Origin of the sequence: Streptomyces cylindrosporus, assembly GCF_022698165.1 — a bacterium.
Classification (GTDB): Bacteria; Actinomycetota; Actinomycetes; order Streptomycetales; family Streptomycetaceae; genus Streptomyces; species Streptomyces cylindrosporus.
The window spans coordinates 855,007-878,851 of the sequence record NZ_JALDAY010000002.1; the positions used below are offsets into that span (position 1 = coordinate 855,007).

General features: G+C 71.3%; 19 protein-coding genes. 6 read left to right on the forward strand and 13 right to left on the reverse strand.

Annotated features, from left to right (window positions below; all coding sequences use genetic code 11):
- Positions 1 to 109: 109 nt before the first annotated feature.
- Positions 110 to 2,017, reverse strand: coding sequence for a gamma-glutamyltransferase family protein (locus MQP27_RS08975; protein WP_242763407.1), 1,908 nt, complete (start codon positions 2,015 to 2,017; stop codon positions 110 to 112).
- Between the two features lie 353 nt (positions 2,018 to 2,370).
- Here MQP27_RS08975 and MQP27_RS08980 point away from each other — a divergent pair, with 353 nt between their 5' ends.
- Positions 2,371 to 3,363 (forward strand): phospholipase D-like domain-containing protein, encoded by a 993-nt coding sequence (locus MQP27_RS08980; RefSeq protein WP_242763409.1) that lies wholly within the window; start codon positions 2,371 to 2,373, stop codon positions 3,361 to 3,363.
- A 97-nt stretch (positions 3,364 to 3,460) separates the two neighbouring features.
- Here the strand turns inward: MQP27_RS08980 and MQP27_RS08985 are convergent, their stop codons facing one another.
- Genes MQP27_RS08985 through MQP27_RS08995 form a run of 3 tightly spaced genes read right to left on the reverse strand, consistent with a single transcriptional unit; the run spans position 3,461 to position 6,025 of the window.
- A complete protein-coding gene (locus MQP27_RS08985; RefSeq protein WP_242763411.1) occupies positions 3,461 to 4,285 on the reverse strand; it encodes a class I SAM-dependent methyltransferase in 825 nt (274 codons plus the stop codon).
- A 40-nt stretch (positions 4,286 to 4,325) separates the two neighbouring features.
- A complete protein-coding gene (locus MQP27_RS08990; protein ID WP_242763413.1) occupies positions 4,326 to 4,925 on the reverse strand; it encodes a response regulator transcription factor in 600 nt (199 codons plus the stop codon).
- A complete protein-coding gene (locus MQP27_RS08995) occupies positions 4,922 to 6,025 on the reverse strand; it encodes a sensor histidine kinase (protein ID WP_242763415.1) in 1,104 nt (367 codons plus the stop codon). Before MQP27_RS08995 ends, MQP27_RS08990 begins: the two co-directional genes overlap by 4 nt.
- 166 nt (positions 6,026 to 6,191) lie before the next feature.
- Between MQP27_RS08995 and MQP27_RS09000 the strand changes: the two genes are divergently transcribed.
- Positions 6,192 to 7,199: a carboxymuconolactone decarboxylase family protein gene (locus MQP27_RS09000; protein WP_242763417.1), complete on the forward strand. Its 1,008-nt coding sequence runs from the start codon at positions 6,192 to 6,194 to the stop codon at positions 7,197 to 7,199.
- 126 nt (positions 7,200 to 7,325) lie between these two features.
- Complete coding sequence (locus MQP27_RS09005; RefSeq protein ID WP_242763419.1) at positions 7,326 to 7,988, forward strand: hypothetical protein; 663 nt, start codon at positions 7,326 to 7,328, stop codon at positions 7,986 to 7,988.
- A 27-nt stretch (positions 7,989 to 8,015) separates the two neighbouring features.
- On the opposite strand, the gene MQP27_RS09010 is transcribed toward MQP27_RS09005, so the two are convergent.
- From MQP27_RS09010 to MQP27_RS09050, 9 genes are all read right to left on the reverse strand, one after another.
- Entirely contained in the window at positions 8,016 to 9,542 is a 1,527-nt protein-coding gene (locus MQP27_RS09010) for an NCS1 family nucleobase:cation symporter-1 (RefSeq protein ID WP_242763421.1), read from the reverse strand.
- A gap of 124 nt (positions 9,543 to 9,666) precedes the next feature.
- On the reverse strand, positions 9,667 to 10,686 hold the full coding sequence (locus MQP27_RS09015; RefSeq protein ID WP_242763423.1) for a TIGR03842 family LLM class F420-dependent oxidoreductase: 1,020 nt from the start codon (positions 10,684 to 10,686) through the stop codon (positions 9,667 to 9,669).
- Between the two features lie 11 nt (positions 10,687 to 10,697).
- Entirely contained in the window at positions 10,698 to 12,101 is a 1,404-nt protein-coding gene (hydA, locus tag MQP27_RS09020; RefSeq protein ID WP_242763425.1) for a dihydropyrimidinase, read from the reverse strand.
- A 31-nt stretch (positions 12,102 to 12,132) separates the two neighbouring features.
- Entirely contained in the window at positions 12,133 to 12,975 is an 843-nt protein-coding gene (locus MQP27_RS09025) for a nitrilase-related carbon-nitrogen hydrolase (protein ID WP_242763426.1), read from the reverse strand.
- Between the two features lie 155 nt (positions 12,976 to 13,130).
- Positions 13,131 to 14,690 carry a PucR family transcriptional regulator gene (locus MQP27_RS09030; protein ID WP_242763428.1) on the reverse strand — a complete coding sequence of 520 codons (1,560 nt, stop codon included), beginning with the start codon at positions 14,688 to 14,690 and terminating at the stop codon, positions 13,131 to 13,133.
- A gap of 25 nt (positions 14,691 to 14,715) precedes the next feature.
- The gene (locus MQP27_RS09035) at positions 14,716 to 16,002 is read right to left on the reverse strand and encodes an aspartate aminotransferase family protein (RefSeq protein WP_242763430.1); all 1,287 of its coding nucleotides are present in this window, start codon (positions 16,000 to 16,002) and stop codon (positions 14,716 to 14,718) included.
- A complete protein-coding gene (locus tag MQP27_RS09040; protein WP_242763432.1) occupies positions 15,999 to 16,841 on the reverse strand; it encodes a nitrilase-related carbon-nitrogen hydrolase in 843 nt (280 codons plus the stop codon). Before MQP27_RS09040 ends, MQP27_RS09035 begins: the two co-directional genes overlap by 4 nt.
- 157 nt (positions 16,842 to 16,998) lie before the next feature.
- A complete protein-coding gene (locus MQP27_RS09045) occupies positions 16,999 to 19,089 on the reverse strand; it encodes a hypothetical protein (RefSeq protein WP_242763434.1) in 2,091 nt (696 codons plus the stop codon).
- A gap of 131 nt (positions 19,090 to 19,220) precedes the next feature.
- Positions 19,221 to 19,472 carry a helix-turn-helix domain-containing protein gene (locus MQP27_RS09050; protein WP_242763436.1) on the reverse strand — a complete coding sequence of 84 codons (252 nt, stop codon included), beginning with the start codon at positions 19,470 to 19,472 and terminating at the stop codon, positions 19,221 to 19,223.
- A 57-nt stretch (positions 19,473 to 19,529) separates the two neighbouring features.
- On the opposite strand from MQP27_RS09050, the gene map reads away from it, so the two are divergent.
- From map to MQP27_RS09065, 3 genes are all read left to right on the forward strand, one after another.
- The gene (gene map / locus MQP27_RS09055) at positions 19,530 to 20,297 is read left to right on the forward strand and encodes a type I methionyl aminopeptidase (RefSeq protein ID WP_242763438.1); all 768 of its coding nucleotides are present in this window, start codon (positions 19,530 to 19,532) and stop codon (positions 20,295 to 20,297) included.
- A gap of 64 nt (positions 20,298 to 20,361) precedes the next feature.
- Complete coding sequence (locus MQP27_RS09060; RefSeq protein WP_242763440.1) at positions 20,362 to 21,138, forward strand: sporulation protein; 777 nt, start codon at positions 20,362 to 20,364, stop codon at positions 21,136 to 21,138.
- Positions 21,139 to 21,305: 167 nt separating this feature from the next.
- Positions 21,306 to 23,819, forward strand: a complete 2,514-nt coding sequence (locus MQP27_RS09065; protein ID WP_242763443.1) for an ATP-dependent Clp protease ATP-binding subunit — start codon at positions 21,306 to 21,308, stop codon at positions 23,817 to 23,819.
- Positions 23,820 to 23,845 lie beyond the last annotated feature (26 nt).

Consider the following 23,845-nt stretch of genomic DNA (forward strand, 5'->3'; position numbering starts at 1 on the left):
CCCACTGACAACCCACGCCGGATGGGTGGACTTCCGGTGGAATCGGCATGAAATCGGAGTGCGCGGCCAAAGCCCCCCTTCGCTGTGGTCGGCCGGCTGTCGTGCCTGCTCAGCGGCCCACCGCGTACCCCTGCATCCCCCGCGGGTTCGCCGCCGCCGACAGCACTCCGGTCTCCGGGTCCCGGGCCACCGCGCACAGCCGTCCCTCCGACCAGGGGTCGCCGACGGTCACGTCGTGGCCGCGCCGTCGCAGCTCCTCGATCACGTCCGCGCCGATCCGGGACTCGACCGTGACGCTCCCCGGTCGCATTCCGCGCGGGTAGAAGGAGCCCGGGAAGCCGTCGTTGTGCCAGTTCGGGGCGTCGATCGCGCCCTGCAGGTCGAGGCCGCCGCGGACCTGCGCGCGCAGGGCGACGGCCAGGAAGAAGTGCAGCTGCCACTGGTCCTGCTGGTCGCCGCCGGGCGTGCCGAAGGCCATGACCGGGACGCCGTCGCGCAGGGCGATGGAGGGCGTGAGGGTCGTGCGGGGGCGGCGGCCGGGCGTCAGCGAGTTCGGCAGGCCCTCCTCCAGCCAGGTCATCTGGAGCCGGGTGCCCAGCGGGAAGCCCAGTTCGGGCACGACGGGGTTGGACTGGAGCCAGCCGCCGCTCGGGGTGGCGGCGACCATGTTGCCCCAGCGGTCGACGACGTCGAGGTGGCAGGTGTCGCCACGGGTGGCGCCGTCGGCACGGACGTCGGGCTCACCGGTACGCACGCGTGCCGGGCTTTCCACCACCGGCTCGCCGGTACGCACGCGTGCCGCGCCTCCCGCCACCGGCTCGCCCGGCACCGGTGAGGTCGGCGGCTTGGCCACCGTCGGCTCGCCCGCTCCCATCGGGTCGAACCCCGGGTCGTTTGTGACGACCACGTGCGCGTGCGCGCTGAGTCGTGGGGTGCGCCCGCCCGGGCTGCCGGGCCGCAGTTCGTACGAGGCCTTGTCGCCGACGAGGACGCGCCGGGCCGCGTTGTAGTCGGGCGACAGCAACTCCCCCAGCGGGACCTCGGCGGCGTCCCCGTACCAGGCCTCCCGGTCGGCCATGGCGAGCTTGCAGCCCTCGACGAGCAGGTGGACGTACTCCGCGGAGCCGTACTCGGGCAGTTCGGGCGGGAGCAGGGCGAGCTGCTGGAGCAGGGCCGGGCCCTGGCTCCAGGGGCCCGCCTTGCACACGGTCCAGCCGTTCCAGTCGTACGTCGCCGGGCTCTCGTAGGTCGCGGACCAGCCGGCGAGGTCGGCGGCCGTGAGCGTGCCGGTGTGGCGCTCGCCGCTGGTGTCCATGGTGGGGCGCCGGGCCTGCCGTACCAGCGCCTCGGCGATGAATCCCGAGCGCCAGACCTCGCGCGCGGCCTCGATCTGCGCGATGCGGTCGCCGGCCCCGGCGACCTCGGCGAGCAGGCGCTTCCAGGTGGCGGCGAGGGCGGGGTTGCGGAAGAGTTCCCCGGGCCGCGGGGCCCGGCCGCCGGGCAGGTAGACGTCCGCTGACGAGGTCCACTCCGTCTCGAACAGTTCCCGTACCGTCTCGACGGTCGCGCCGACGTTCTCCACGGGCGCGTGGCCGTCCTCGGCGTATCCGATGGCGTACTTGAGCACGTCGGCGAGCGGCTTGGTGCCGTGGTCGCGCAGCAGGAGCATCCAGGCGTCGAAGGCGCCCGGGACGGCGGCGGCGAGGGGGCCGGTGCCGGGGACGAGGTCCAGGCCGAGCGCCTTGTAGTGCGCGACCGTCGCCCCGGCCGGCGCGACGCCCTGACCGCACAGCACCCGTACCTCGCCGCCGGCCGGCGCGAGCAGGATCGGCACCTCGCCCGCGGGCCCGTTGAGGTGCGGCTCGACGACGTGCAGGACGAACGCGCCCGCCACGGCCGCGTCGTAGGCGTTGCCGCCGTCCTCCAACACCGCCATCGCCGACTGAGAGGCCAGCCAGTGGGTGGAGGACACCACGCCGAAGGTGCCCTGGAGGGTGGGCCGGGTGCTGAACCGCATCTCTCACCTCACGGGTCGGGCCGCTTCGGCCGGTCCGAAGCGATCACTGCCACGGAGCATTTCATTCCACGGAACGGGGTCGCGAAAGAGGGAAGAGGGGCTGCGGAAGAGGGAAGAGGGGGCTGCGGAAGAGGGAAGAGGGTGCTGCGCAAGAGCGGGCCTACGAAGATTTTGCGATTCCACGGGCACCTCATGAACCGGCTCCCACCTGCGCGAAGTCCCCTTTGTCCGGCCGTGCGGCCGACCGGTAATCCCCCGTTCACCATCGCCCTCTTCCTCCCGGTCTACGCGCGTGGTGTCATGCCCACGCTCACCACCCCCCACGTGGGCATCAACTCGACTAGGAGTCACGCATGTTGTGGAAGGTCCTCGGCCGCGCGGGTGTCGCCGTGGCGGCCGGCGCCGCCATGCTCGTCACCGCGTCCCCCGCGAACGCCGCGAGCTACTCCGCCTTCGCCTTCTCGCTGAGCAGCAGCGAGCCCACGATCTACGACTTCATCAACTCGGCCACCTCGTCGCTCGACATGACCATGTACGAGCTGGAGGACACCACGGCCGTCAACGACCTCATAGCCCTGGAGAACAAGGGCGTCACCGTGCGGGTGGTTCTCGACCAGGCGCACAAGTCGGCGAACAACTCGGCGTACACCGCGCTGACGAACGCGGGTGTCGGCGTGGCGTGGTCGCCCACCAGCTTCGTCTACACGCACCAGAAGACGATCACGGTCGACGCCACCAAGTCGCTGGTCCTGACCGGGAACCTGACCTCGCAGTACTACTCGACCGGCCGTGACTACGGTGTGTTCACGGACGACACGCGCGATGTCGCCGCGATCGAGAAGGTGTTCAACGCGGACTACGCGGGGACGTCGATCACGCCGACCGACGGGGACCACCTGCTGTGGTCGCCGACCGACTCGCGCAGCCGGCTGCTGTCCGTGATCAACGCGGCCACCAAGACGCTCGACGTCGAGGAGCTGGAGTTCAGCGACAGCACGGTGGTCAACGCGATCGTGGCGAGAGCGAAGGCGGGTGTCGCGGTGCGGGTGGTGCTGGAGTCGCCGAGCAGTTACTCCAGCGAGGTGTCCGCGGTGAAGGCGGCGGGCGGGAAGGTCGTCGGGTACTCCGACCCGAACGGGTTCTACATCCACGCCAAGGCGATGGTCGCCGACTACGGCCTGTCCACGCAGGAGGTTGAGGCCGGGTCGATGAACGTCAGCAGCAACTCGCTGTCCAACAACCGGGAGTTGGGGATCATCCTCACCGGGACGGGGGTGGCTCAGTCGGTGGCTACGACGATTGAGACGACGTTCAACAGCGACTATGCGGGTGGTACGGCCGCGTAGGTGGTGTGTTCGGGTGCGGTCGCCGGCTTTCCGCCGGTGGGGGCTGGTCGCGCAGTTCCCCGCGCCCCTTAGGGGGCGCGGTACCGTGCCGGGATATTCAGGGCCGTCTGCCTGTCGTCAGCAAGTGGCCGCTCGCGCCTAGGAGAGTCGGCTCGGACTCGATGCGGCGGGTCGCGGCCAGGACGATCTCTCGGCGGTCGGGGGCGTCCAGCCAGTCCTCCACGCCGCCCATCAGCCAGGCCAGGCCCTCCAGGCCGTACTGGCCCTCGACGGTCAGGCCCGCGTCGGTGAACTCGGCGGGGACCTCGGTGGGTTGGGCGAAGTAGGCGACAGTGAACAGGCCGCCCTCGGCGCCGTGCCGGCCGTCGGTGCTCGCCGCGTCGGTGCGTGCCCGCTGGGCGGGGTCGAAGTAGCGCTCCTCGCGGAGTAGGTCGTGCAGGCCTGCGTAGCGGTTGATCGTGGCCGCGACCACGGGTCCGCCCGGCTTCGCCACCCGTCGCACCTCCGCCAACGCCCTTACCCGGTCGGCCCGTTCGGGCAGGTGGTACAGCGGGCCGAGCAGCAGGACCGCGTCGTAGGAGGCGTCCTCGTCCGGGAGGGCACGGGCGTCGCCCGGCCTGGCGTTCACCCCGGGCAGGCGGGCCGCCTGTGCGACGTGCAGCGGTACGGGGTCGACCAGTTCGACCTCGTACCCGTCCTCGGCGAGCCACTGCGCGTGCACGCCGCTGCCGCCGCCGACGTCGAGTATGCGTGCGGGGGCCGGGGGCAGGGTGCGGCGCAGTACGTCCTGGGTGCGCCAGAACTCCAGGCGGCCGGCGGGTGCGCCGCCCTCTCTGAGGCGGGCGTCCTCCTTGCCGCGCGCGTAGTAGCCGAGGATCTCCTCGTGGACGGCCGGGGGCTGTGCGCGTGTCGTCTCGGTCATCGTCCAAGGCTGCTGATCCATCCGCCCCGCGTGCAACGGGTTAAGTGCGGCGTGGCGCCACCAGCCCCGACTCGTAGGCGAAGACGACCAGTTGGGCGCGGTCCCGGGCGCCCAGTTTCGTCATCGCCCTGCTGATGTGGGTCTTGGCGGTGAACGGGCTGATGACCATGTGCGCGGCGATCTCCTCGTTGGTGAGGCCGTGGGCGGCGAGGGCGGTCACCTCGCGTTCACGGCGGGTGAGGCGGTCGAGGTCCGGAGGTGTGGCGCGGTCCGGCGGGCGGGCGACGAACTCGCCGATCAGGGTGCGGGTGACCGACGGGGAGAGCAGGGCCTCGAAGACGTACTCGTCAAGGCCGTAGTTGGTGAGGATCACGACCCGGACGGCCGCGAGTGCGGGGTCCGCGGCGATCCTGCGGGTCGCCTCGATGCCCGTCATGACCGGCATCTGTACGTCGATCAGCGCGATGTCGGGCACCTGCGCACGGACGAGAGCGACCCCCTGCTCCCCGTCCGCCGCCTCCCCCACGACCTCGACCCCGTCCTCGGCGTCCAGCAAGGCCCGGAACCCGGCCCGCATGAGCGCCTGATCGTCGACGAGAGCGACCCTGATCGTGCCGCCGCCCCGCCCGTCCTCCTTCATCCCGCCTCCCGCAGCGGCAGCGAGGCCCGTATCTCGAAGCCGCCCTCCTCGCGCGGTGCCGCGTGCAGGGTGCCGCCGAGGGCCGTCACGCGTTCGCGCATGCCGGTCAGGCCGACGCCCGGGGTGGTCGGGCGGGTCGGGTCGGCGGTGCCGTCGTCCGCCACGTGGATCGTCAAGTCGTCGTCGGCGTAGGCGAGTTCGACGGTGACCTTGGCCGGGCCCGCGTGCCGGGCCGCGTTGGTGAGGGCCTCCTGGACGATGCGGTACACGGCCCGGTCGACCGTCGCCGTCAGCGGGCGTTCCTCGCCCGTCACCGTGAGGTCGACGGACAGGCCCGCCGCGCAGGCGCGCTCCACCAGCAGCGCGGGCGTGCCGGTCGGTTCGTCGCCGCGCAGCAGCTCCAGGGTGGCCCGCAGCTCGCGCATCGCGTCGCCGCTCGCGTCCTGGATGGCCAGCAGCGCGGGCGGAATCTCCTCGCCGCGCTTGCGGGCGAGGTGCACCGCGACCCCGGCCTGGAGTTTGACGATGGAGATGCTGTGGGTGAGGGAGTCGTGCAACTCCCTTGCTATGCGGAGGCGTTCCTCGCCCGCGCGACGCAGCGCCGCCTCCTCCCGGGTCCGCTCCGCCTCCAGCGCGCGCTGCTCGGTCTGGCGCAGATACGCCTGCCAGTTGCGGTCGGCGAGGCCGGTGACGACCGCGCACAGGAACCAGCCCGCGAGCAGCACGGCCCGCTCGACCACCTCCTGGGTCGTCGGCCCGGTGGCGATGAACGCCGCCAGGAACACTCCGCTCGCCGCGGCCGCCAGGCCCCGGTGTCCGACGCGGGCGGCCGTGTGGACCGCGGCGAAGACGGGCAGCGCGGAGACCGGGCCCGGGTGGGCGTGCAGCACGTACGCCGAGCCGCTCGCGGTGGTGACGGCCAGCACCGCTCGCGGGGCCGCCCGGTAGCAGGCAAGCGCGGCCGAACCGACCGCGATGAGCGCGTAGTCGACGGGCCCGGTGTCCGCGTCGAAGGCGGCCACGGTCATGACGAGGGCGCCGACGACGACCGCGAGGGCCGCGTCGGCGAGCCGCCTGCCTGTCACGAAGTGCCCGCTCATGCACGCACAGTAGACGGCCGCACCGACAACGGCGTCAGACCTGTGGACGGCTCCCCCACTACTCCCCACGCAGTACTCGACGGCCCCCGCGGACTCCTCGTCGTAGTGCCGACAACCTCCACGCGTACGACGACGTCACCCGCCCCGCCCGCGCATGCTGCTGACCATGTCCACACCCTTCCGTCACACCCAGCCACCGTCGCCCAAGTCGGCCACCGGCCGGGTCGCCGAGGTCTACGAGCAGATCTCCGCCGACTTCGGCATCGACCGGCCGCCCACCTTCGTCGTGCTGTCCTCCGCGCCCGAACTCCTCGCGCCCGCCTGGGCGTTGATGCGCGAGTCACTGATCGCCGGCCCCGGCAGCCGTACCGGCAAGGAGCTCGCCGCGCTCGGGGTGTCGCTCGCCAACCGGTGCCCGTTCTGCGTGGACGCGCACACCGTGCTGCTGCACGCGACCGGTGAGCACGCCCTGGCCGAGCAGCTGGCCCGCGACGAGGACCCGGCGAGCGCGGAGCACGAGCGCCTGCTCGACTGGGGCCTCGCCACCCGCGTGCCGGGCGCCGACCTGCGGCCGTACCCCTTCCCGGACGAGCAGGCCCCCGCCTACCTGGGCACGGCCCTCGCCTTCCACTTCATCAACCGGATCGTCTCCGCGCTGCTGACCGAGCAGCTGCTGCCGGGCGGCCTGCAGCGGTTCCGCGCGGTCCGCAGCATCGCGGGCCGCGCCCTGTCGCGGACCGTGCGCCGCACTCCGGAACCGGGAGCTGCCCTTCCCCTCCTCGACGACCCGGGCCCCGGCCCGGACTGGGCCGCCGGCAGCCCGGTCGGCCCCGCCTACGCCGCCCTGGGCGCGGCCGCGCGGGCGGGCGCCGGCCTGCTCGACGCGGACGACCTGGCCCTCGTACACACGGCTCTGCGGGACTGGGACGGCGAGCACCCGTCGGCCGTGCTGCGCGGGTTCCCGCGGCGGCAGGAGCGGCCCGGGGCGCGGCTGGCGCTGCTGGCCGCCCTCGCGCCGTACCGCATCACGGACGAGGACGTGGCCGCCTGGCGCCGGCCCGAGCACAGCGATCACTGTCTGGTCCACCTCGTCGCGTACGGCGCCTTCGCGGCCGTGGACCGCATCGAGAGCGCGCTCGCCCTGCCCGCCGCGCTGAGGGAGCATCAGCCATGAGGGCTCAGTGACCGCGCGGGCACGGAGCGAGTTTCCGCTTCCGTCTCACAGGGACTCGTGTGAAACTGGCGCCCCGTCCGCAGTGCGGACTGCTCCGCACACCGTCCCCCACCGAAAAGTGTGCCCGTGCGCGAATTTCCTCTGCCGGTCGCCCTGACGGCACGCCTGTCCCCGGTCGTCGTGCTCGCCGCGGCGGGCTGGGCACTGTCGTCGAGTCCGGCGACGCCGGCCGACGAGCACAACACCTCGCACAAGACGAGCACTTCGTCGCCCTCCGCACCGTCCACGCAGGCCGTGTCCAAGTCGTACGACTCCGCGCCCGCCCCCTGCGGCGCGATCACCACGGCGACGATCAAGTCGCTGGTGCCGGGCGCCAAGACGGCCGGCAAGGAGATCAAGTCGACGGACTCGAAGCTGCGCCGCACCTGCTCCTGGAACGCGCTCAAGGGGTACGACTACCGCTGGCTCGACATCTCCTACGAGGTCATGACCTCGGACGAAGCGGCACAGAAGGAATACAAGGAACGACTTGCGGAGAAGAGCGGCGGAGGGGACGTTCCGGGCCTCGGTGACGAGGGCTACTCCGTCGTGAACCTCACCACCGAGGACAAGCAGCAGACCCGCGAGGGCGTCGTCATCGCGCGCGTGGCCAACGTCCTGGTGGTCACCACGTACAACGGCAGCGACTTCGAGTCGAAGAAGGCGCCGAGCACGAGCGTGATCAACACCGGCGCGATCAAGGCGGCGAAGGACGCGGTGACCGCGCTGAAGGGCAGCCAGAGCCAGTAGCGCCGGCTGCCCTTCGAGGGGCGGGGCTCAGGCCTCCGGGCGGTTCTTTCCGGTCAGCACCATCAGGAGCAGGTAGAGCACCATCGAGGTGCCGAGGCCGACCGCCCAGCCGTAGTCGGCGAGGGACTTCAGCGCCGGGATGGGGCGGCCGTCGATCAGCGGCTTGAAGCTGGCGCCGCCGATGGCGAGGACGCCGCCGACCGCGAAGGCGACGACGGCCCGCCAGTTCCAGCCGCCCTCGTACCAGTAGCGGCCGCCCGTGCGGTACAGGTCGACGAGGTCGAGCTTGCCGCGGCGCAGGATCCAGTAGTCGGCGATGAGGATGCCGGCGACCGTGCCGAGCAGACCGCCGACCAGGCCGAGCCAGGTGAAGATGTAGCCCTGCGGGTCGGAGTACAGCTTCCACGGGAAGATCAGCACGCCGATGACGCAGGTGGCGAGGGCGCCGGTGCGGAAGCTGATCTTCCGGGGCGCGATGTTGGAGAAGTCGAAGGCCGGGGAGACCAGGTTGGCCGCGATGTTCACGGAGAGGGTCGCCACCAGCACGGTCACCAGCGCGTACAGCAGGCCGAGGACGTTGTCCGTCTTCGCGGCGAGCTGGACCGGGTCCCAGATCGTCTGCCCGTACACGGCCTGCGAACCGGAGGTGACCAGCACGGACAGCAGCGCGAACAGGGTCATGGTGGTGGGCAGGCCGAGGGCCTGTCCCCAGGTCTGCGCCTTCTGCGACTTGCCGTAGCGGGTGAAGTCGGGGATGTTCAGCGACAGCGTGGACCAGAAGCCGATCATGCCCATCAGGGACGGCCAGAACAGCTTCCAGAAGCCGCCGCCCCAGCCGAGCTTGGAGGGCTGGTCGAGCAGCGGGCCGAAGCCGCCGGCCTTGTTGCTCATCCAGATCAGCATCACCAGCGCGCCGACGATGACGAAGGGCGCGGCCCAGTTCTCGAAGCGGCGGATGGTCTCCATGCCGCGGTAGATGATGGCGACCTGGATCGCCCAGAAGATCGCGAACGACAGCCACATCGTCCAGGCGTACCCGCCGATCTTCCCGGCGTCGGACCAGCCGTTCCCGATCAGCTTCCCGGCGAGGAAGTAGATCGCCTCGCCGCCGATCCAGGTCTGGATGCCGAACCAGCCGCACGCCACCAACGCCCGTACGACGGCGGGGAGGTTGGCGCCGCGGACACCGAAGGACGCACGCGCGAACACCGGGAAGGGGATGCCGTACTTCGGTCCCGCGTGCCCGGTGAGAAGCATCGGGACCAGCACGATCACATTGGCCAGGGCGATGGTGAACACCGCCTGCTTCCAGTCCATGCCGACGGCGATCAGACCGGAGGCCAGCGTCCAGGAGGCCGTGTTGTGGGCCATGCCGACCCACAGTGCGGAGAAGTTGTACGTGGTCCAGGTGCGCTTCTCGATCGGGACCGGGAGCAGGTCCTCGTTCGCGTACGGACCGCTGGGCATGGGGGACCCCGGCGCGATCTCCACGCGCCCGTCGTCCAGGGTGACTTGAGCGGTCGGCGGTATGGCCGTGGGAGCGGTGTCGGTCATGGGCAGGCCAATCGATGAGGGGTGGGTCCGGAAAGGCCGTGCGGGTCTCCGGCCCCCTCCCCGGGGAGGTGAGGAGGGGGTGAACTGGAGTGGGGGGACGGTGGGTTGAGGGTGCTGCTGTGGGTCAGGCGTTGACGGCGGGGATGACCTTCGTGCCGTACGCGTCGATGACGGTCTCCTGCGCGTCGTGCATGTCGTACACGGCGAACTGGTCGACGCCCAGCTCGCGCAGGGCGTTCAGCTTCTCGATGTGCTTCTCGACCGGCCCGATGAGGCAGAACCGGTCGACGATCTCGTCGGGGACGAAGGCGGTGTCCGGGTTGTCGGCACGCCCGTGGTGCGAGTAGTCGTACCCCTCACGGGCCTTGATGTAGTCGGTGAGTTCCTCGGGGACCTGGGCGGAGTGCTCGCCGTACTTGGAGACCAGGTCGGCGACGTGGTTGCCGACCATGCCGCCGAACCAGCGGCACTGGTCGCGGGCGTGGGCGAGGGCCTCCGGCGAGTCGTCCTCGGTGACGTAGGCGGGGGCGGCGACGCAGATCTTGACCTCGGAGGGGTCACGGCCGGCGGCGACGGCCGCGTCCTTCACGGCCTTGACCATGTACTCCGTCAGATAGAGGTCGGCCAGCTGGAGGATGAACCCGTCGGCCTCCTCGCCGGTCATCTTCAGCGCCTTGGGGCCGTACGCCGCCATCCAGACGGGGAGTTCGGCGCCGGGCTTGATCCACGGGAACTTGATCACCGCGCCGCCGAGGTCGGCCTCCTGGCCCGAGCCGAGGGCCCTGATGACCTTCATAGCCTGGCTGATCCGGGCCAGCGTGTTCGGCGTACGGCCCGCGACGCGCATCGCGGAGTCGCCGCGGCCGATGCCGCAGACGGTGCGGTTGCCGAACATGTCGTTGAGGGTGGCGAAGGTGGAAGCGGTGACCTCCCAGGTGCGGGTCCCGGGGTTCGTCACCATCGGGCCCACGGTCAACTTCTGGGTATTGGCCAGGATCTGACTGTAGATCACGAACGGTTCCTGCCACAGCACCGCCGAGTCGAAGGTCCAGCCGTAGGTGAAGCCGTTGCGCTCCGCCCGCTTCATCAGGCTGACGACCTTCGAGGCCGGCGGATCGGTCTGCAGGACGAGTCCGAAGTCCATGTGCGCCACTCCTAGTTGAGGTACTGACAGGTGGAGCGCGGGGTGTAGACGCCGTGCCCCGCGTGGCCGGTGTACTCCCGCTCGGTGATGACGAGTTCGCCGCGCGAGAGGACCGTCTCGACCCGGCCGGTGATGCGCTTGCCCTCGTAGGCCGAGTAGTCGACGTTCATGTGGTGCGTCTCGACCGACATGACCTGCTCGGCGTTCGGGTCGTAGATCACGACGTCCGCGTCGGCGCCGGGAGCGATCGTGCCCTTCTTCGGGTACATGCCGAACATCCGGGCCGGGGTGGCGCAGGCGATCTCGATCCAGCGGCGGCGGCTGATGTGCCCGTCGACGACTGCCTGGTGCAGCAGGTCCATTCGGTTCTCGACGCCCGGCAGACCGTTGGGGATCTTCGAGAAGTCCCCGCGCCCGAGCTCCTTCTGGCCGACGAAGCAGAAGGGGCAGTGGTCGGTGGAGACGACCTGGAGGTCGTTGGTCCTGAGGCCCTGCCACAGCTTGGCCTGGTGCTCGCGCGGCCTCAGCGGCGTACTGCACACGTACTTCGAGCCCTCGAAGTCGGGCTCGGCGAGGTTGTCGGTCGACAGGAAGAGGTACTGCGGGCAGGTCTCGGCGAAGACCGGCAGCCCCTCGTCACGCGCGCGTGCCAGCTCGGCCACTGCCTCCATGGCCGAGACGTGCACGACGTACAGGGGCGCTCCGGCGACCTGCGCGAGCTTGATGGCGCGGTGGGTGGCCTCGGCTTCGAGCAGCGCCTTGCGCACCTCGCCGTGGTAGCGGGGGTCGGTCTCCCCTCGCGCCAAGGCCTGCTCCACCAGCACGTCGATCGCGATGCCGTTCTCGGCGTGCATCATGATCAGGCCGCCGTTCTCGGCGGAGCGCTGCATGGCGCGCAGGATCTGGCCGTCGTCGGAGTAGAAGACGCCGGGGTAGGCCATGAACTGCTTGAAGGAGGTCACGCCCTCCTCCACCAGCAGGTCCATCTCCTTGAGCGTCTCCTGGTTCACATCGGAGACGATCATGTGGAAGCCGTAGTCGATCGCGCAGTTGCCCTCCGCCTTGGCGTGCCAGGCGTCGAGGCCCTCGCGGAGGCTGTGGCCGACGCTCTGTACCGCGAAGTCGACGATCGTCGTCGTACCGCCCCAGGCGGCGGCCCGGGTGCCGGTCTCGAAGGTGTCGGAGGCGAAGGTGCCGCCGAAGGGCAGCTCCATGTGGGTGTGGGCGTCGACGCCACCGGGGATGACGTACTTCCCGGTGGCGTCGATCGTCCGCTCGCCGGTGAACGCTTCGGCGGCGGGCGTGCCCGAGGCGGCGAGGGCGGCGATGCGGCCGTCCTCGATCAGCACGTCGGCGTGGATCTCGTCGGACGCGGTGATGACGAGACCACCGCGGATGACGGTACGGCTGCTCATGGTCCCTCTCCTGCCAGGGTGGACGGTTCGGTCAGGGTGCGGTCAGCGGCGGGTAGGCGTCGGGACGGCGGTCGCGGTAGAACTGCCAGCGGTCGCGCACCTCCCGCAGCTTGGCCATGTCCAGGTCGCGGACGACGAGTTCGGTCTCCTTGTCGGAGGCCACCTCGCCCACGAACTGGGCCTCCGGGTCGACGAAGTAGGTCGTCCCGTAGAAGTCGTTGTCGCCGAGCTCCTCGACTCCGACCCGGTTGATCGCGCCGACGAAGTACTCGTTGGCGACGGCCGCGGCCGGCTGCTCCAACTGCCAGAGATAGGCGGACAGTCCGCGCGAGGTGGCCGACGGGTTGAAGACGATCTCGGCACCGGCCAGCCCCAACGCCCGCCAGCCCTCGGGGAAGTGGCGGTCGTAGCAGATGTAGACGCCGATCTTCCCGACCTTGGTGTCGAAGACCGGCCACCCGAGGTTGCCGGGGCGGAAGTAGAACTTCTCCCAGAATCCCGGGACTTGGGGGATATGGTGCTTGCGGTACTTGCCGAGGTACGAGCCGTCCGCGTCGATCACGGCCGCGGTGTTGTAGAGGACGCCGGGCTGCTCCTCCTCGTACATCGGCAGGATCAGGACGATGCCCAGCTCCTTGGCGAGCGCCTGGAAGCGCTTGACGATCGGGCCGTCGGGGATCTGCTCGGCGTACTCGTAGAACGCCTTGTCCTGGACCTGGCAGAAGTAGGGCCCGTAGAACAGCTCCTGGAAGCACAGGACCTGAGCACCCTGCGCGGCCGCGTCGCGGGCCGCCTGCTCGTGTACCTGGATCATCGACTCCTTGTCGCCCGTCCACGCGGTCTGGAAGAGGGCGGCACGGATCACTCTGCTCATCGGGACCTCCGGTCGCTCGGTGTGCGAGAAGACTAGGAAGTCCGAAAACCGGCTTTGAGTTGCACGGTGTCACGTCTGCGGGCGTGCGGCGTGTCACGGTGTCACCCTGTCGTGAGCCCATGTTTCACCACCGTTTTCCCAGGTCGTGGCATGTTTCAGCCCTGTTGCGCGTCGTGCGCGAGGAGCGCGATGTGCACCGAGGCGGCCTGCTCGAAGTCGTCGAGGTCGACGCCGAGCCGGCCCTGTATGGCTTCCAGCCGCCGGTAGAGGGCGGGCCGGGAGACGTGGTGGAGCTGCGCGGTGCGGGACTTGTTGCGGCCGGTGGCCAGATAGGTCCGCAGCACGGACAGCAGATCGTCGTCGGCCGAGCACAGCAGCCCGTCCAGCTCCCGCTCGGCGAAGGACTGCACATGCGGGTCGTCCCGCAGCAGCCGGATCAGCCCCCGCAGGTGTACGTCCTTCAGGCGTACGACGGCCGGGAGGTCGAGGGCGTGCGCGGAGTCCGCCACGGCGTCGGCGACGTGCTGTGCCTCGCGCAGCCCGGCCGGTACGTCGTCCCAGGCGATGCGGGGATCGGCCGCGGCGACGACCGTGCGGGCGGCCTCGGAGCGCAGCCGGGCCGCGAAGTTCGCCACGAGCACGGCGGCGTCCTGGTCCCGGGCCAGGCTGAGCAGCACGGCGGTGGCCTCCTCGGCGAGCTCGGCGACGAGGCCCGGCAGCCCCAGCATCCGCAGGACGCGCTCGAGCCCGGCGGCGTCGCCGTCCCGCACGACCATCGGCACGAAGGTGCGCCGGTTGACCGGGAGTCCGGCGGCACGCGCGCGTGGCAGCAGCTGGCGTGCCGGTACGACGCCGCTCACCAGGTCGGTCAGCAGGCTCTGCGCCGACTGTTCCTCCCAGGTGTGGGCGGAGTTGCCGCCGAGCATGCGGTGCAGGACGAGGGCCTCGGCGCCGCGGTCGGCGAGGAGCCGTCCGGTGGCGGTGTCCCCGCGGTATCCGCACAGCACGATCTGGCCCCACCGCTCTCCGCGTCCGCCCAGCTCGGCGCGGATCCAGCCGTCGCCCTCGCTGCCGCCGGCCTGCCGGGAGATCCGCTCCCAGTCGCGCAGCACGTCGTCGACCGCGGAGCGCTCCCCCGCGGTGGCGAGGACGCGGTGCGCGAGGTTGGTGACGACGACCGGGCAGGCGCTGTGCTGGGCGACCTCGTCGAGGAGGCTCTGCAGCGGGGCGCCCCCGGTGATGAGTCCGGTCAGGGCGGTCCGTACGGACTCCGACAGGCTGACGGCGGCGAACTTCCGCCGTACCAGCCGGGCCTGCACCTCCTCCGTCAACTCGGCGAAGGGGAAGGGCCGGTGGAGCACCACCATCGGCAGCCCGCAGCGCTCGGCGGCCCGGCGCATCACGTCCGGGGGCGCCGGAAAGGCACGTCCCAGGCCGAGCACCACGGCCGCGGCCTCCGCGCGGTGCAGGGACCGGATGTACTCGGCCTGCTTCTCCTCGTCGCCGGCGAGCAGCACGCCGGTGGTGAGGACCATCTCGCCGCCGCTGAGCATCACGCCCACGTCGGGTGCCTCGGCGACGTGCACCCAGCGCACGGGCCGGTCGAGCTGGGCCGCGCCGGCCACCACCTCGGGCTCCCCGGCGAGGACCCGTTCCATGGTCAGCACCTGGCGCACGGACAACGCCGGTTCGAGGGTCCCGAAGGTGGTGGTCATGACGGCCGTTCCCTTGCTCAGTCCACTACTGCGACAGGCTCCTCAGAGCGCGTTCGAGGATCGTGGCGCCCTCCTCGGCCTCCGCGACCGTGAGGGACAGCGGCGGCGCGATGCGCAGGGCGCTGGTGTTGTGGCCGCCGCCCTTGCCGATGAGCAGCCCGTCGGCGCGGGTCGCCTCCAGCACGGCGGACGCGGCCTGCGGATCGGCCTCGTCGGTGCCGGGCTTCACCAGCTCGACGCCGAGCATCAGGCCCCGGCCGCGTACCTCCCGTACGTGCGGAACCTGCGCGGCGACGGCCCGCAGCCGCTCGACGAGCAGTCCGCCGACGCGCCGGGCGTTGCCCTGAAGGTCGTGTTCCAGCAGGTAGTTGAGGTTGGCGAGGCCGGCGGCCATGGTGATCTGGGTGCCGCCGAAGGTGGAGATGCTGTTGGCGTCCAGGCAGTTCATGATCTCGGCGCGGGCGACGACCCCGCCGATGGAGCTGCCGTTGCCGATGCCCTTGGCGAAGGTGAGGATGTCCGGCGGGCCGCTCCGGCCGTGTGCCTGCCAGCCCCAGAAGTTGTCGCCGGTGCGACCCCAGCCGGTCTGCACCTCGTCGGCGATCCAGAGGATGCCGCGCTCGGCGAGGACCTCGCGGAAGGCCGCGTACAGGCCGTCGGGCGGCGAGGTGAAGCCGCCGACGCCCTGGATGGGCTCGGCGATCAGGGCCGCGGGCGGGCGGGTGTGGCCGAGGAGGTCCTTGAGGTCGTCGACGCAGGCCTCGATGAAGGCGTCGTCGCTGAGTTCGGCGTACGGGCCGCGGGTGCGGACGCCGCCGTGGACGTACAGGGTCTGCAGCGGGGACAGGGAGGTCGGGGACCAGCCGCGGTTGCCGGTGATGCCGACCGCGCTGAAGGAGCGGCCGTGGTAGCTGTTGCGCATCGCCAGGATCGTGTTGCTGCGGCGGTAGGTGGTGGCGAGCAGGAGAGCCGTGTCGTTGGCCTCGGTGCCGGAGGTGGTGAAGAAGACGCGGGCGTCCGGGATGCCGCTCAACTGGGCGATCCGCTCGGCGAGTTCGACCATCGGCCGGTTGAGGTAGAGGGTCGACGAGTGGAGGATCCGCCCGGCCTGCTCGCTGACCGCCTTGGTGACCTCGGGGAGGGCGTGCGCGGTCATCGTCGTCAGGATGCCGCCGAAGAAGTCGAGGTACTTGTTGCCGTCCGAGTCCCAGACGTACCGGCCCTCGCCGTGCGTGATCTCGAGGGGGTCCTCGTAGTAGAGCGCGAGCCAGTCCGGCAGGACGGATCGATGACGTGCGTACAGGTCGGTCACGGCTGCACCAGCCCCTCGTAGGCGTCGGGTCGTCGGTCTCGGTAGAACGCCCACTGCTGCCGCACTTCCTCGATCAGGTCGAAGTCGAGGTCGCGGACGACGAGTTCCTCGCTCTTGTCGCTGGCCGTCTCGCCGACGAACTGGCCCCGCGGGTCGACGAAGTAGCTCGTCCCGTAGAAGTCGTTGTCGCCGTACTCCTCCTGGCCGACGCGGTTGATGGCGGCGACGAAGTACTCGTTGGCGACGGCCGCGGCGGGCTGCTCCAGCTGCCACAGGTAGGCGGACAGGCCGCGTGAGGTGGCCGACGGGTTGTAGACCAACTGGGCGCCGTTGAGGCCGAGTTGCCGCCAGCCCTCGGGGAAGTGGCGGTCGTAGCAGATGTAGACGCCGACCTTGCCGACGGCGGTGTCGAAGACGGGCCAGCCGACGTTGCCGGGCTTGAAGTAGTACTTCTCCCAGAAGCCCTTGACCTGCGGGATGTGGTGCTTGCGGTACTTGCCGAGGTAGGTGCCGTCGGCGTCGATCACGGCGGCGGTGTTGTAGTAGAAGCCGGACTGCTCGACCTCGAAGACCGGGACGACGATCACCATGCCGGTCTCGCGGGCGAGTTCCTGCATACGAACGACGGTCGGCCCGTCGGGCACCGGTTCGGCCCAGCCGTAGTGCTCGGGTTCCTGGACCTGGCAGAAGTAGGGGGCGTTGAACACTTCCTGGAACCCGATGATCTTCGCACCCTGGCGGGCCGCCTCACGGGCGTGCTCCACGTGTTTCGCCACCATGGACTCGGTGTCGCCGGTCCAGGTGGCCTGGACCAGAGCGGCACGAACGACGTTGGCCATGAGCTGCTCCTTCGGCGGGACGTCAGAGCCTCTACGCCCGTAGACGACGGCCGTAGAGGGATGAACGTAAGCCTCCGGGAGAGCCTTGCCAAGACCATCGCCGTTAACCCGCGGAGTCGATCACGTTTCGCACTCCTGTGGGTGAGCGGGGACCGCGTCAGGCGGCGAAACCGGCGACCCGGAGGGCGTGCACCAGATCCCAGTGTCGCTCGTCCGACACTCCTCGCGCGGCTTCGAGCAGCAGGGGTACGAGGGCCCCCGGGTCCGGCTCGGCGCTGCGGGCGGCCTCCTCGGGGGTGCGGACCCTGACGTACGCGTCGAGCAGCGCGCGCACCTCACGCCGGCGCCCCTCGGTGGCCAGCCCCAGCACGGCCCGGCCTATCTCGCCGGCGGGGCGGGCGACGCCCTGCCGCAGGATCTGCTCGCCGTCGGAGCCGCGCCCGGCCGCGACCAGCGCGTCGGCGGCCGCGACGAGCCGGTCGGCGGGCAGCGAGGCGGCCTCCCACAGCAGCGTCGCCCAGTCGGCGCCGAGCCCGGCCCGCTGCAGTCCGACGGCGAGCGGTGGAAACCTCACGGCGGGCCAGTAGGCGGCCTCGACGAGCAGCGCATGGGCCTCCCCGCTACGCCCCTCAGCACGCAGCCGCACGAGCCGCTCGACGGCCCCGGCGACCTCACGGGCCCCCTCCGCGTCCAGCTCCTCGACGACCGGCTCCGCCCGCGCGGGAGCCTCCGCGGCCCCGGCGAAACGGGCGCCGCGCGGGGTACGGCCACCATCGGCCGCGGGCGAGGGAAGCACTTGCGGGGCGGTCGGCGGTACGACAACAGGCGCGGCGTCCTCCTCGACCATCCCGGCAAAACGGGCACTGCCCCGGCGCTTGCGCTTCTTGGGGGCGGGGGGTTCGAGGGTGGGGGCGGGCTGGGAGGGCGCGGGGTGTTCGGGGTGGGCGGGGTCCGACGGGGCGGCGGCGGTGCGCTGGGGCGCCGGGTGGGCGGGGGTCTCGGCCGAAGTGGGGTAGTGCGGCTGCGGCGCGGGACGGACGGCTGCATCGGCCGTGGCCGGGTAGTGCGGCGCCGGTTGCGGGGAGGCCGACCCGGCCGGGGTGGGGTAGTGCGGCTGCGGCGCCGGATGAGTGGCGGCATCGGCCGTGGCCGGGTAGTGCGGCGCCGGTTGCGTAGCCGCCGACCCAGCCGGGGCCGGGTACTGCGGGGTCGCCTGGGCGGAGGCCGACCCTGCCGGGGCTGGGTATTGCGGGGTCGGCTGCGCGGAGTAGTGCTGTTCGGGGGTGGAGGGGTGGAGGGTGCGGCCCGGAGCCGGGGAGCGAGGGGCGTCGTGCAGCTGCGGGGCGTCGGGGGCGGGTGTGGCCGAAGACGTGCCCGTGAAGAGGTCCCCCCGCGCGGCCGAGGGCTCCGGTCCGCGCCGCGTCGGCGAGAGCCTCGGCCCACGTCCCGCTTCCTCGGCGTCATCTCCGTACGGGGCAATCAGCGCCGACGGCTCCCGGCGTCCTGGCGCGTACCCACCCCGCGGTCCACTCGTGGGCGACGAGTCGTACGAGCCGCGCTGCTGCTGCAAGCCGGCGTCGCGTCCCCCGGGCCCGCCCGAACCCCCGGCGAGCCCGCCCCTCGGAGCCGGCCCCGTGTCGTCCAGCCCGTCCTCGGTCTCCGCGTACTCCCGGTCGATCCGGTACACCGCTCCCCCGCTGAGCCGGCCCCGCCGGGCCGCCGCCATCCGTTCGCCCGTCGCTCGGCGGTCCAACTCGGCTATCCTGCCCCGCAGTTCGGCGCAGCGGGCGGTGGCGCGTTCGTGGTCGTCGTGGGCCCAGGCCAGGTCGAGGCGGATGGTGTCGGCCTGCTGCCGTGTGGTCGCGGAGGCGAGCATGCGGGCCAGTTCCGCCTGGCGTTCGGCGGCGTAGCGCTGTTCGCGGAGCATGACGTCGAGGCGGTCGCCGAGGGCGTCCCGGGCGCCGGGGCGGGCGTCGTACGCGGTGAGCGCGGCCGTGTGCAGGGCGCGGACCCGGTTCAGTTCCTCGGCGACGAAGGCCGGACCGTATTCCGCGGTGAGGTCCTGCAGCAGCGCCTCCATCACGTCCCAGGGCGGCACCTCGCGCCCTTCGAGACAGGCCCGCATGCCGTCGGGATCGCGCTGCCAGAACACCGCGCACCAGCCGCCGCCCTGGTCCAGGCGCGCCAGCAGGCCGCTCAGGTAGTTCACGAACTCCCGCATCCGACCCGGGAGTTGATCCACAGCCATCGCCCAACTCCCGCCAGACCGGAGCACTCCGGTTCCGTAGGCAACACCAGTCGTGTTACGGGGGTGCTACGGGGAGTTTTCGAGGGGCGCGCAGACCCGTCATTGCGCGATCTTGACCGATGTGCGGCCGATCACGCGAGCAGCAGGGCGCACCTCTCCACAAGGTCGTCCATGGACAGGCCGAGCGTCCGGGCGAGCGCGGCCACTGTGAAGAAGGCGGGCGTCGGGGCCCGCCCGGTCTCGATCTTGCGCAGAGTCTCCGCGGAGATGCCCGCCGCGGCCGCCACGTCCGTCATGCTCCGCCCGCCGCGGGCCTCGCGCAGCAGCCGGCCGAGCTGCTCGCCGCGTTCGCGCTCTTCAGGGGTGAGAGGGGTGCGCACCATGGCGCCATTCTAATCCCGGATTTCAATCCGGTCTAACAACCCGGTATATTAATTGGCATGGTGGAACTGAAGACGGACACATCGATCGACGCCATGTACGAGGCGGGCCAGGTGGTCGGGCGTGCCCTCACGGCCGTGCAGAAGGCCGCCGACGTGGGCGTTTCCCTTTTGGAGCTGGACGAGGTGGCACGCGAGGTGCTGCGCGGGGCGGGGGCCGGCTCGCCCTTCCTCGGCTACCGCCCCTCCTTCGCGCCCACACCCTTCCCCGCCGTCATCTGCGCCTCGGTGAACGACGCGATCGTGCACGGCATCCCGACCCGCTACCGGCTGCGCGACGGCGACCTGGTCTCCATCGACTGCGGCGCCGAACTGGGCGGCTGGGCGGGCGACTCGGCGATCAGCTTCACGGTCGGCGAGCCGCGCCCGGACGACGTACGGCTCATCGAGACCGCCGAGCGTGCCCTCGCGGCCGCCATCGACGCGGCGGTCGTCGGCAACCGCGTCGGCGACATCGCGCACGCGATCGGCACGGTGTGCCGGGAGGCGGGCTACGGCATCCCGGAGGGCTTCGGCGGACATGGCATCGGGCGCCGTATGCACGAGGACCCGGGCGTTCCGAACGAGGGCCGCCCCGGCCGGGGCTACCCGCTGCGGCACGGCATGGCCCTCGCGATCGAGCCGATGCTGATCGCGAGCGGACGGGACGGCTATCACGCGGCGGCGGACGGCTGGACGCTGAGGACGGACGACGGTTCGCGGGCGGCACATGTGGAGCACACGGTGGCGATCCTGGAGAGCGGACCGAGGATCCTGACGGCACGCTGATCAGGGCCGTGCCCCGCTGCTAACCTGCCCTTCCTGATCATCGCGGGCTCGGGGAGGGGCGCACGTGGGGTTCAAACGGCTGTTCGGGATCGGGGATCCGGACGAGGCGATCGAGGTGGACACGCAGATCCTGGGTCCGGTGTATCCGGGCGCGGAGCTGCGGGGCGAGGTTCTCCTGCGGGGCGGTAGCCGTGACGCCGAGGTCGACACCGTCTATCTGCGCGTGCTGGCCCAGATCACGAGGCACGACGACGAACTGCGGGACTACGAGATCGAGTTCTGCGGTGCCCGGCCGTACTACTTCACCCTCCGCAAGGGCGAGGAGAAGCGGCTCACCTTCACGGAGCGGCTCTCCTGGGAGACGCCGGTGAGTGAGGTGGGCGGACGGGCCGTGGGGGTCACGCTCTGGGTGAAGACGGAGCTGTCGTTGCGCGACGGAAGCAGAAGCGCCGCCGACAACGACCTGTTGCACGTCTCGGCCCTGCCCCTGCACGAGGCCGTCCTGGACGCCTTCGCGGAAGAGGGCTACTTCTGCGACTCCGCGCACCTCGTCGACTCCTACATCCCGGAAACGGAGCAGCACAGGGGCTTCTACGAGACCTTCGTCCTCACCGACCGCGCACCGGGCGGGGGCCGGCCGGAACAGCTGGAGGTCGTCTTCCACACCAACCCCGTCGGCGCCATGACCTATGTGCGCCGCGCCGCACTCGACGAGCGCGACTGGGCCGACAAGCCCCCCACCCGCTGCTTCCCCGCCGCCCACCACGAGGTCGGTCAGGCCGACTGGGGCCCCCGGGTACGCAAGGTGCTGGAGGAGCTCGTACTCATCGAATCCCTCTGACGGCCCGGAGTCCGTCCGCTGGAGGTGCTGCCCACCGGGGTTCGTGCGAAGGTGTTCTACGAACGCGCGCCCAACGTGTAATCCGCTTGTGCCCGGGTTACCCGAGTCCGGCATGTCGATCAGCGAGGGCGTCCCCGGCCCGCGCAGGGACGCCGGATGGGAAAGCCATGACCAGCGGCTTCAGCGGACCCGAGGGCTACGACCCCTTCGGTGAATTCCTCGCTCGTTTCTTCGGCGGACCGCGCCCCGGCCCGCGGCAGATAGACATCGGACGGCTGCTCAGTCAGCCGGCCCGGGAACTGGTGCGCGGCGCCGCCCAGTACGCCGCCGAGCACGGCAGTCGCGACCTCGACACCCAGCATCTGCTGCGGGCCGCCCTGACGAGCGAGCCGACCCGGAGTCTGCTCAGCCGCGCCGGCGCGGACCCCGACTCCCTGGCGTCGGAGATCGACGAGCGCTCCGGCCCGGTCCAGCACACGCCCGAGGAGGCGCCGCCGCCCACCTCGCTCTCGCTCACCCCGGCCGTCAAGCGCGCCCTGCTGGACGCGCACGACCTGGCGCGGGCGAGCGGCGCGGGCTACATCGGCCCCGAACACGTCCTCAGCGCCCTGGCCGCAAACCCCGACTCGGCCGCCGGGCACATCCTGAACTCGGCCCGCTTCGCGCCCACCGGCCCGCCCGAGGCCCCGGACACCGCGCCGGGCGGCCGTACCGAGCAGGCCCGCGCCACGGGCACGCCCACGCTCGACAAGTACGGCCGTGATCTCACCGACCTGGCCCGGCAGGGCCGTATCGACCCGGTGATCGGGCGGGACGACGAGATCGAGCAGACCATCGAGGTGCTCTCCCGCCGCGGCAAGAACAACCCGGTGCTGATCGGGGACGCGGGCGTCGGCAAGACCGCGATCGTGGAGGGGCTGGCCCAGCGGATCGCCGACGGGGACGTGCCCGACGTGCTGACCGGGCGGCGCGTGGTGGCCCTCGACCTGACCGGTGTGGTCGCGGGCACCCGCTACCGCGGCGACTTCGAGGAGCGGCTCAACAACATCGTCGGCGAGATCCGCGCCCACTCCGACCAACTCATCGTCTTCATCGACGAGTTGCACACCGTCGTCGGCGCCGGCGGAGGCGGTGAGGGCGGTGCGATGGACGCCGGGAACATCCTCAAGCCGGCGCTGGCCCGCGGCGAGCTGCACATCGTCGGCGCCACCACGCTGGAGGAGTTCCGCCGGATCGAGAAGGACGCGGCACTCGCCCGCCGCTTCCAGCCGATCCTCGTGCCCGAACCGTCCGTCGCCGACACCATCGAGATCCTGCGCGGCCTGCGCGACCGTTACGAGGCCCACCACCAGGTCCGCTACACCGATGAGGCGCTGGTCGCCGCCGTCGAGCTGTCCGACCGCTATCTCACCGACCGCCGCCTGCCCGACAAGGCCATCGACCTGATCGACCAGGCGGGTGCCCGGGTACGGCTGCGGGCGCGGACCAAGGGCACGGACGTACGGGCCATGGAGCGCGAGATCGGACAGCTGACCTGCGACAAGGACCAGGCGGTCGCGGACGAGCAGTACGAGCGGGCCACCCAACTCCGTGATCAGATCGCCGAGTTGAAGCAGCGCATCAGCGAGGCCGGCGGGGAGGACAAGGCCGACGAGGGCCAGGATCTCGCGGTCACCGCCGAGGCGATCGCCGAGGTGGTCTCACGGCAGACCGGCATCCCGGTCGCCAGCCTCACCCAGGAGGAGAAGGAGAAGCTGCTCGGCCTGGAGGAGCACCTCCACGAGCGGGTCGTAGGGCAGGACGAGGCCGTGAGCGTGGTCTCCGAGGCGGTCCTGCGCTCCCGCGCCGGACTCTCCAGCCCCGACCGGCCGATCGGCAGCTTCCTCTTCCTGGGCCCGACCGGCGTGGGCAAGACGGAGCTGGCCCGCGCGCTTGCCGAGGCCCTGTTCGGCAGCGAGGAGCGCATGGTCCGCCTGGACATGAGCGAGTACCAGGAACGGCACACCGTCAGCCGCCTGGTCGGCGCCCCGCCCGGGTACGTCGGCCACGAGGAGGCGGGCCAGCTCACCGAGGTCGTGCGCCGGCACCCGTACTCGCTGCTCCTGCTGGACGAGGTCGAGAAGGCGCACCCGGACGTCTTCAACATCCTCCTCCAGGTCCTGGACGACGGCCGCCTGACCGACTCCCAGGGCCGCACGGTCGACTTCACCAACACGGTGATCGTCATGACCAGCAACCTCGGTTCGGAGGCGATCACCCGCCGGGGCGCGGGCATCGGCTTCGGCGCGGGCGGCACGGACGCGGACGAGGAGGCCCGCCGCGAGCAGATCCTCCGGCCGCTGCGGGACCACTTCCGCCCGGAGTTCCTGAACCGCATCGACGAGATCGTGGTCTTCCGCCAGCTGACGACGGATCAACTGCGGCAGATCACCGACCTGCTGCTGGAGAAGACCCGGCGGCTGCTGCACGCCCAGGGCATCACGGTCGACTTCACGGACGCGGCGGTGGACTGGCTGGCCGAGCGAGGCTTCCAGCCCGAGTACGGGGCGCGCCCCCTGCGCCGCACCATCCAGCGGGAGGTGGACAACCGACTGTCCCGGCAGCTGCTGGACGGCACGATCGCGGAGGGCGGCACGGTGACGGTGGACGTGGAGGAAGGGCGCCTCGTCTTCAGGAAGTAGGGTTCACGGCTTCACGGAGTAGGGTT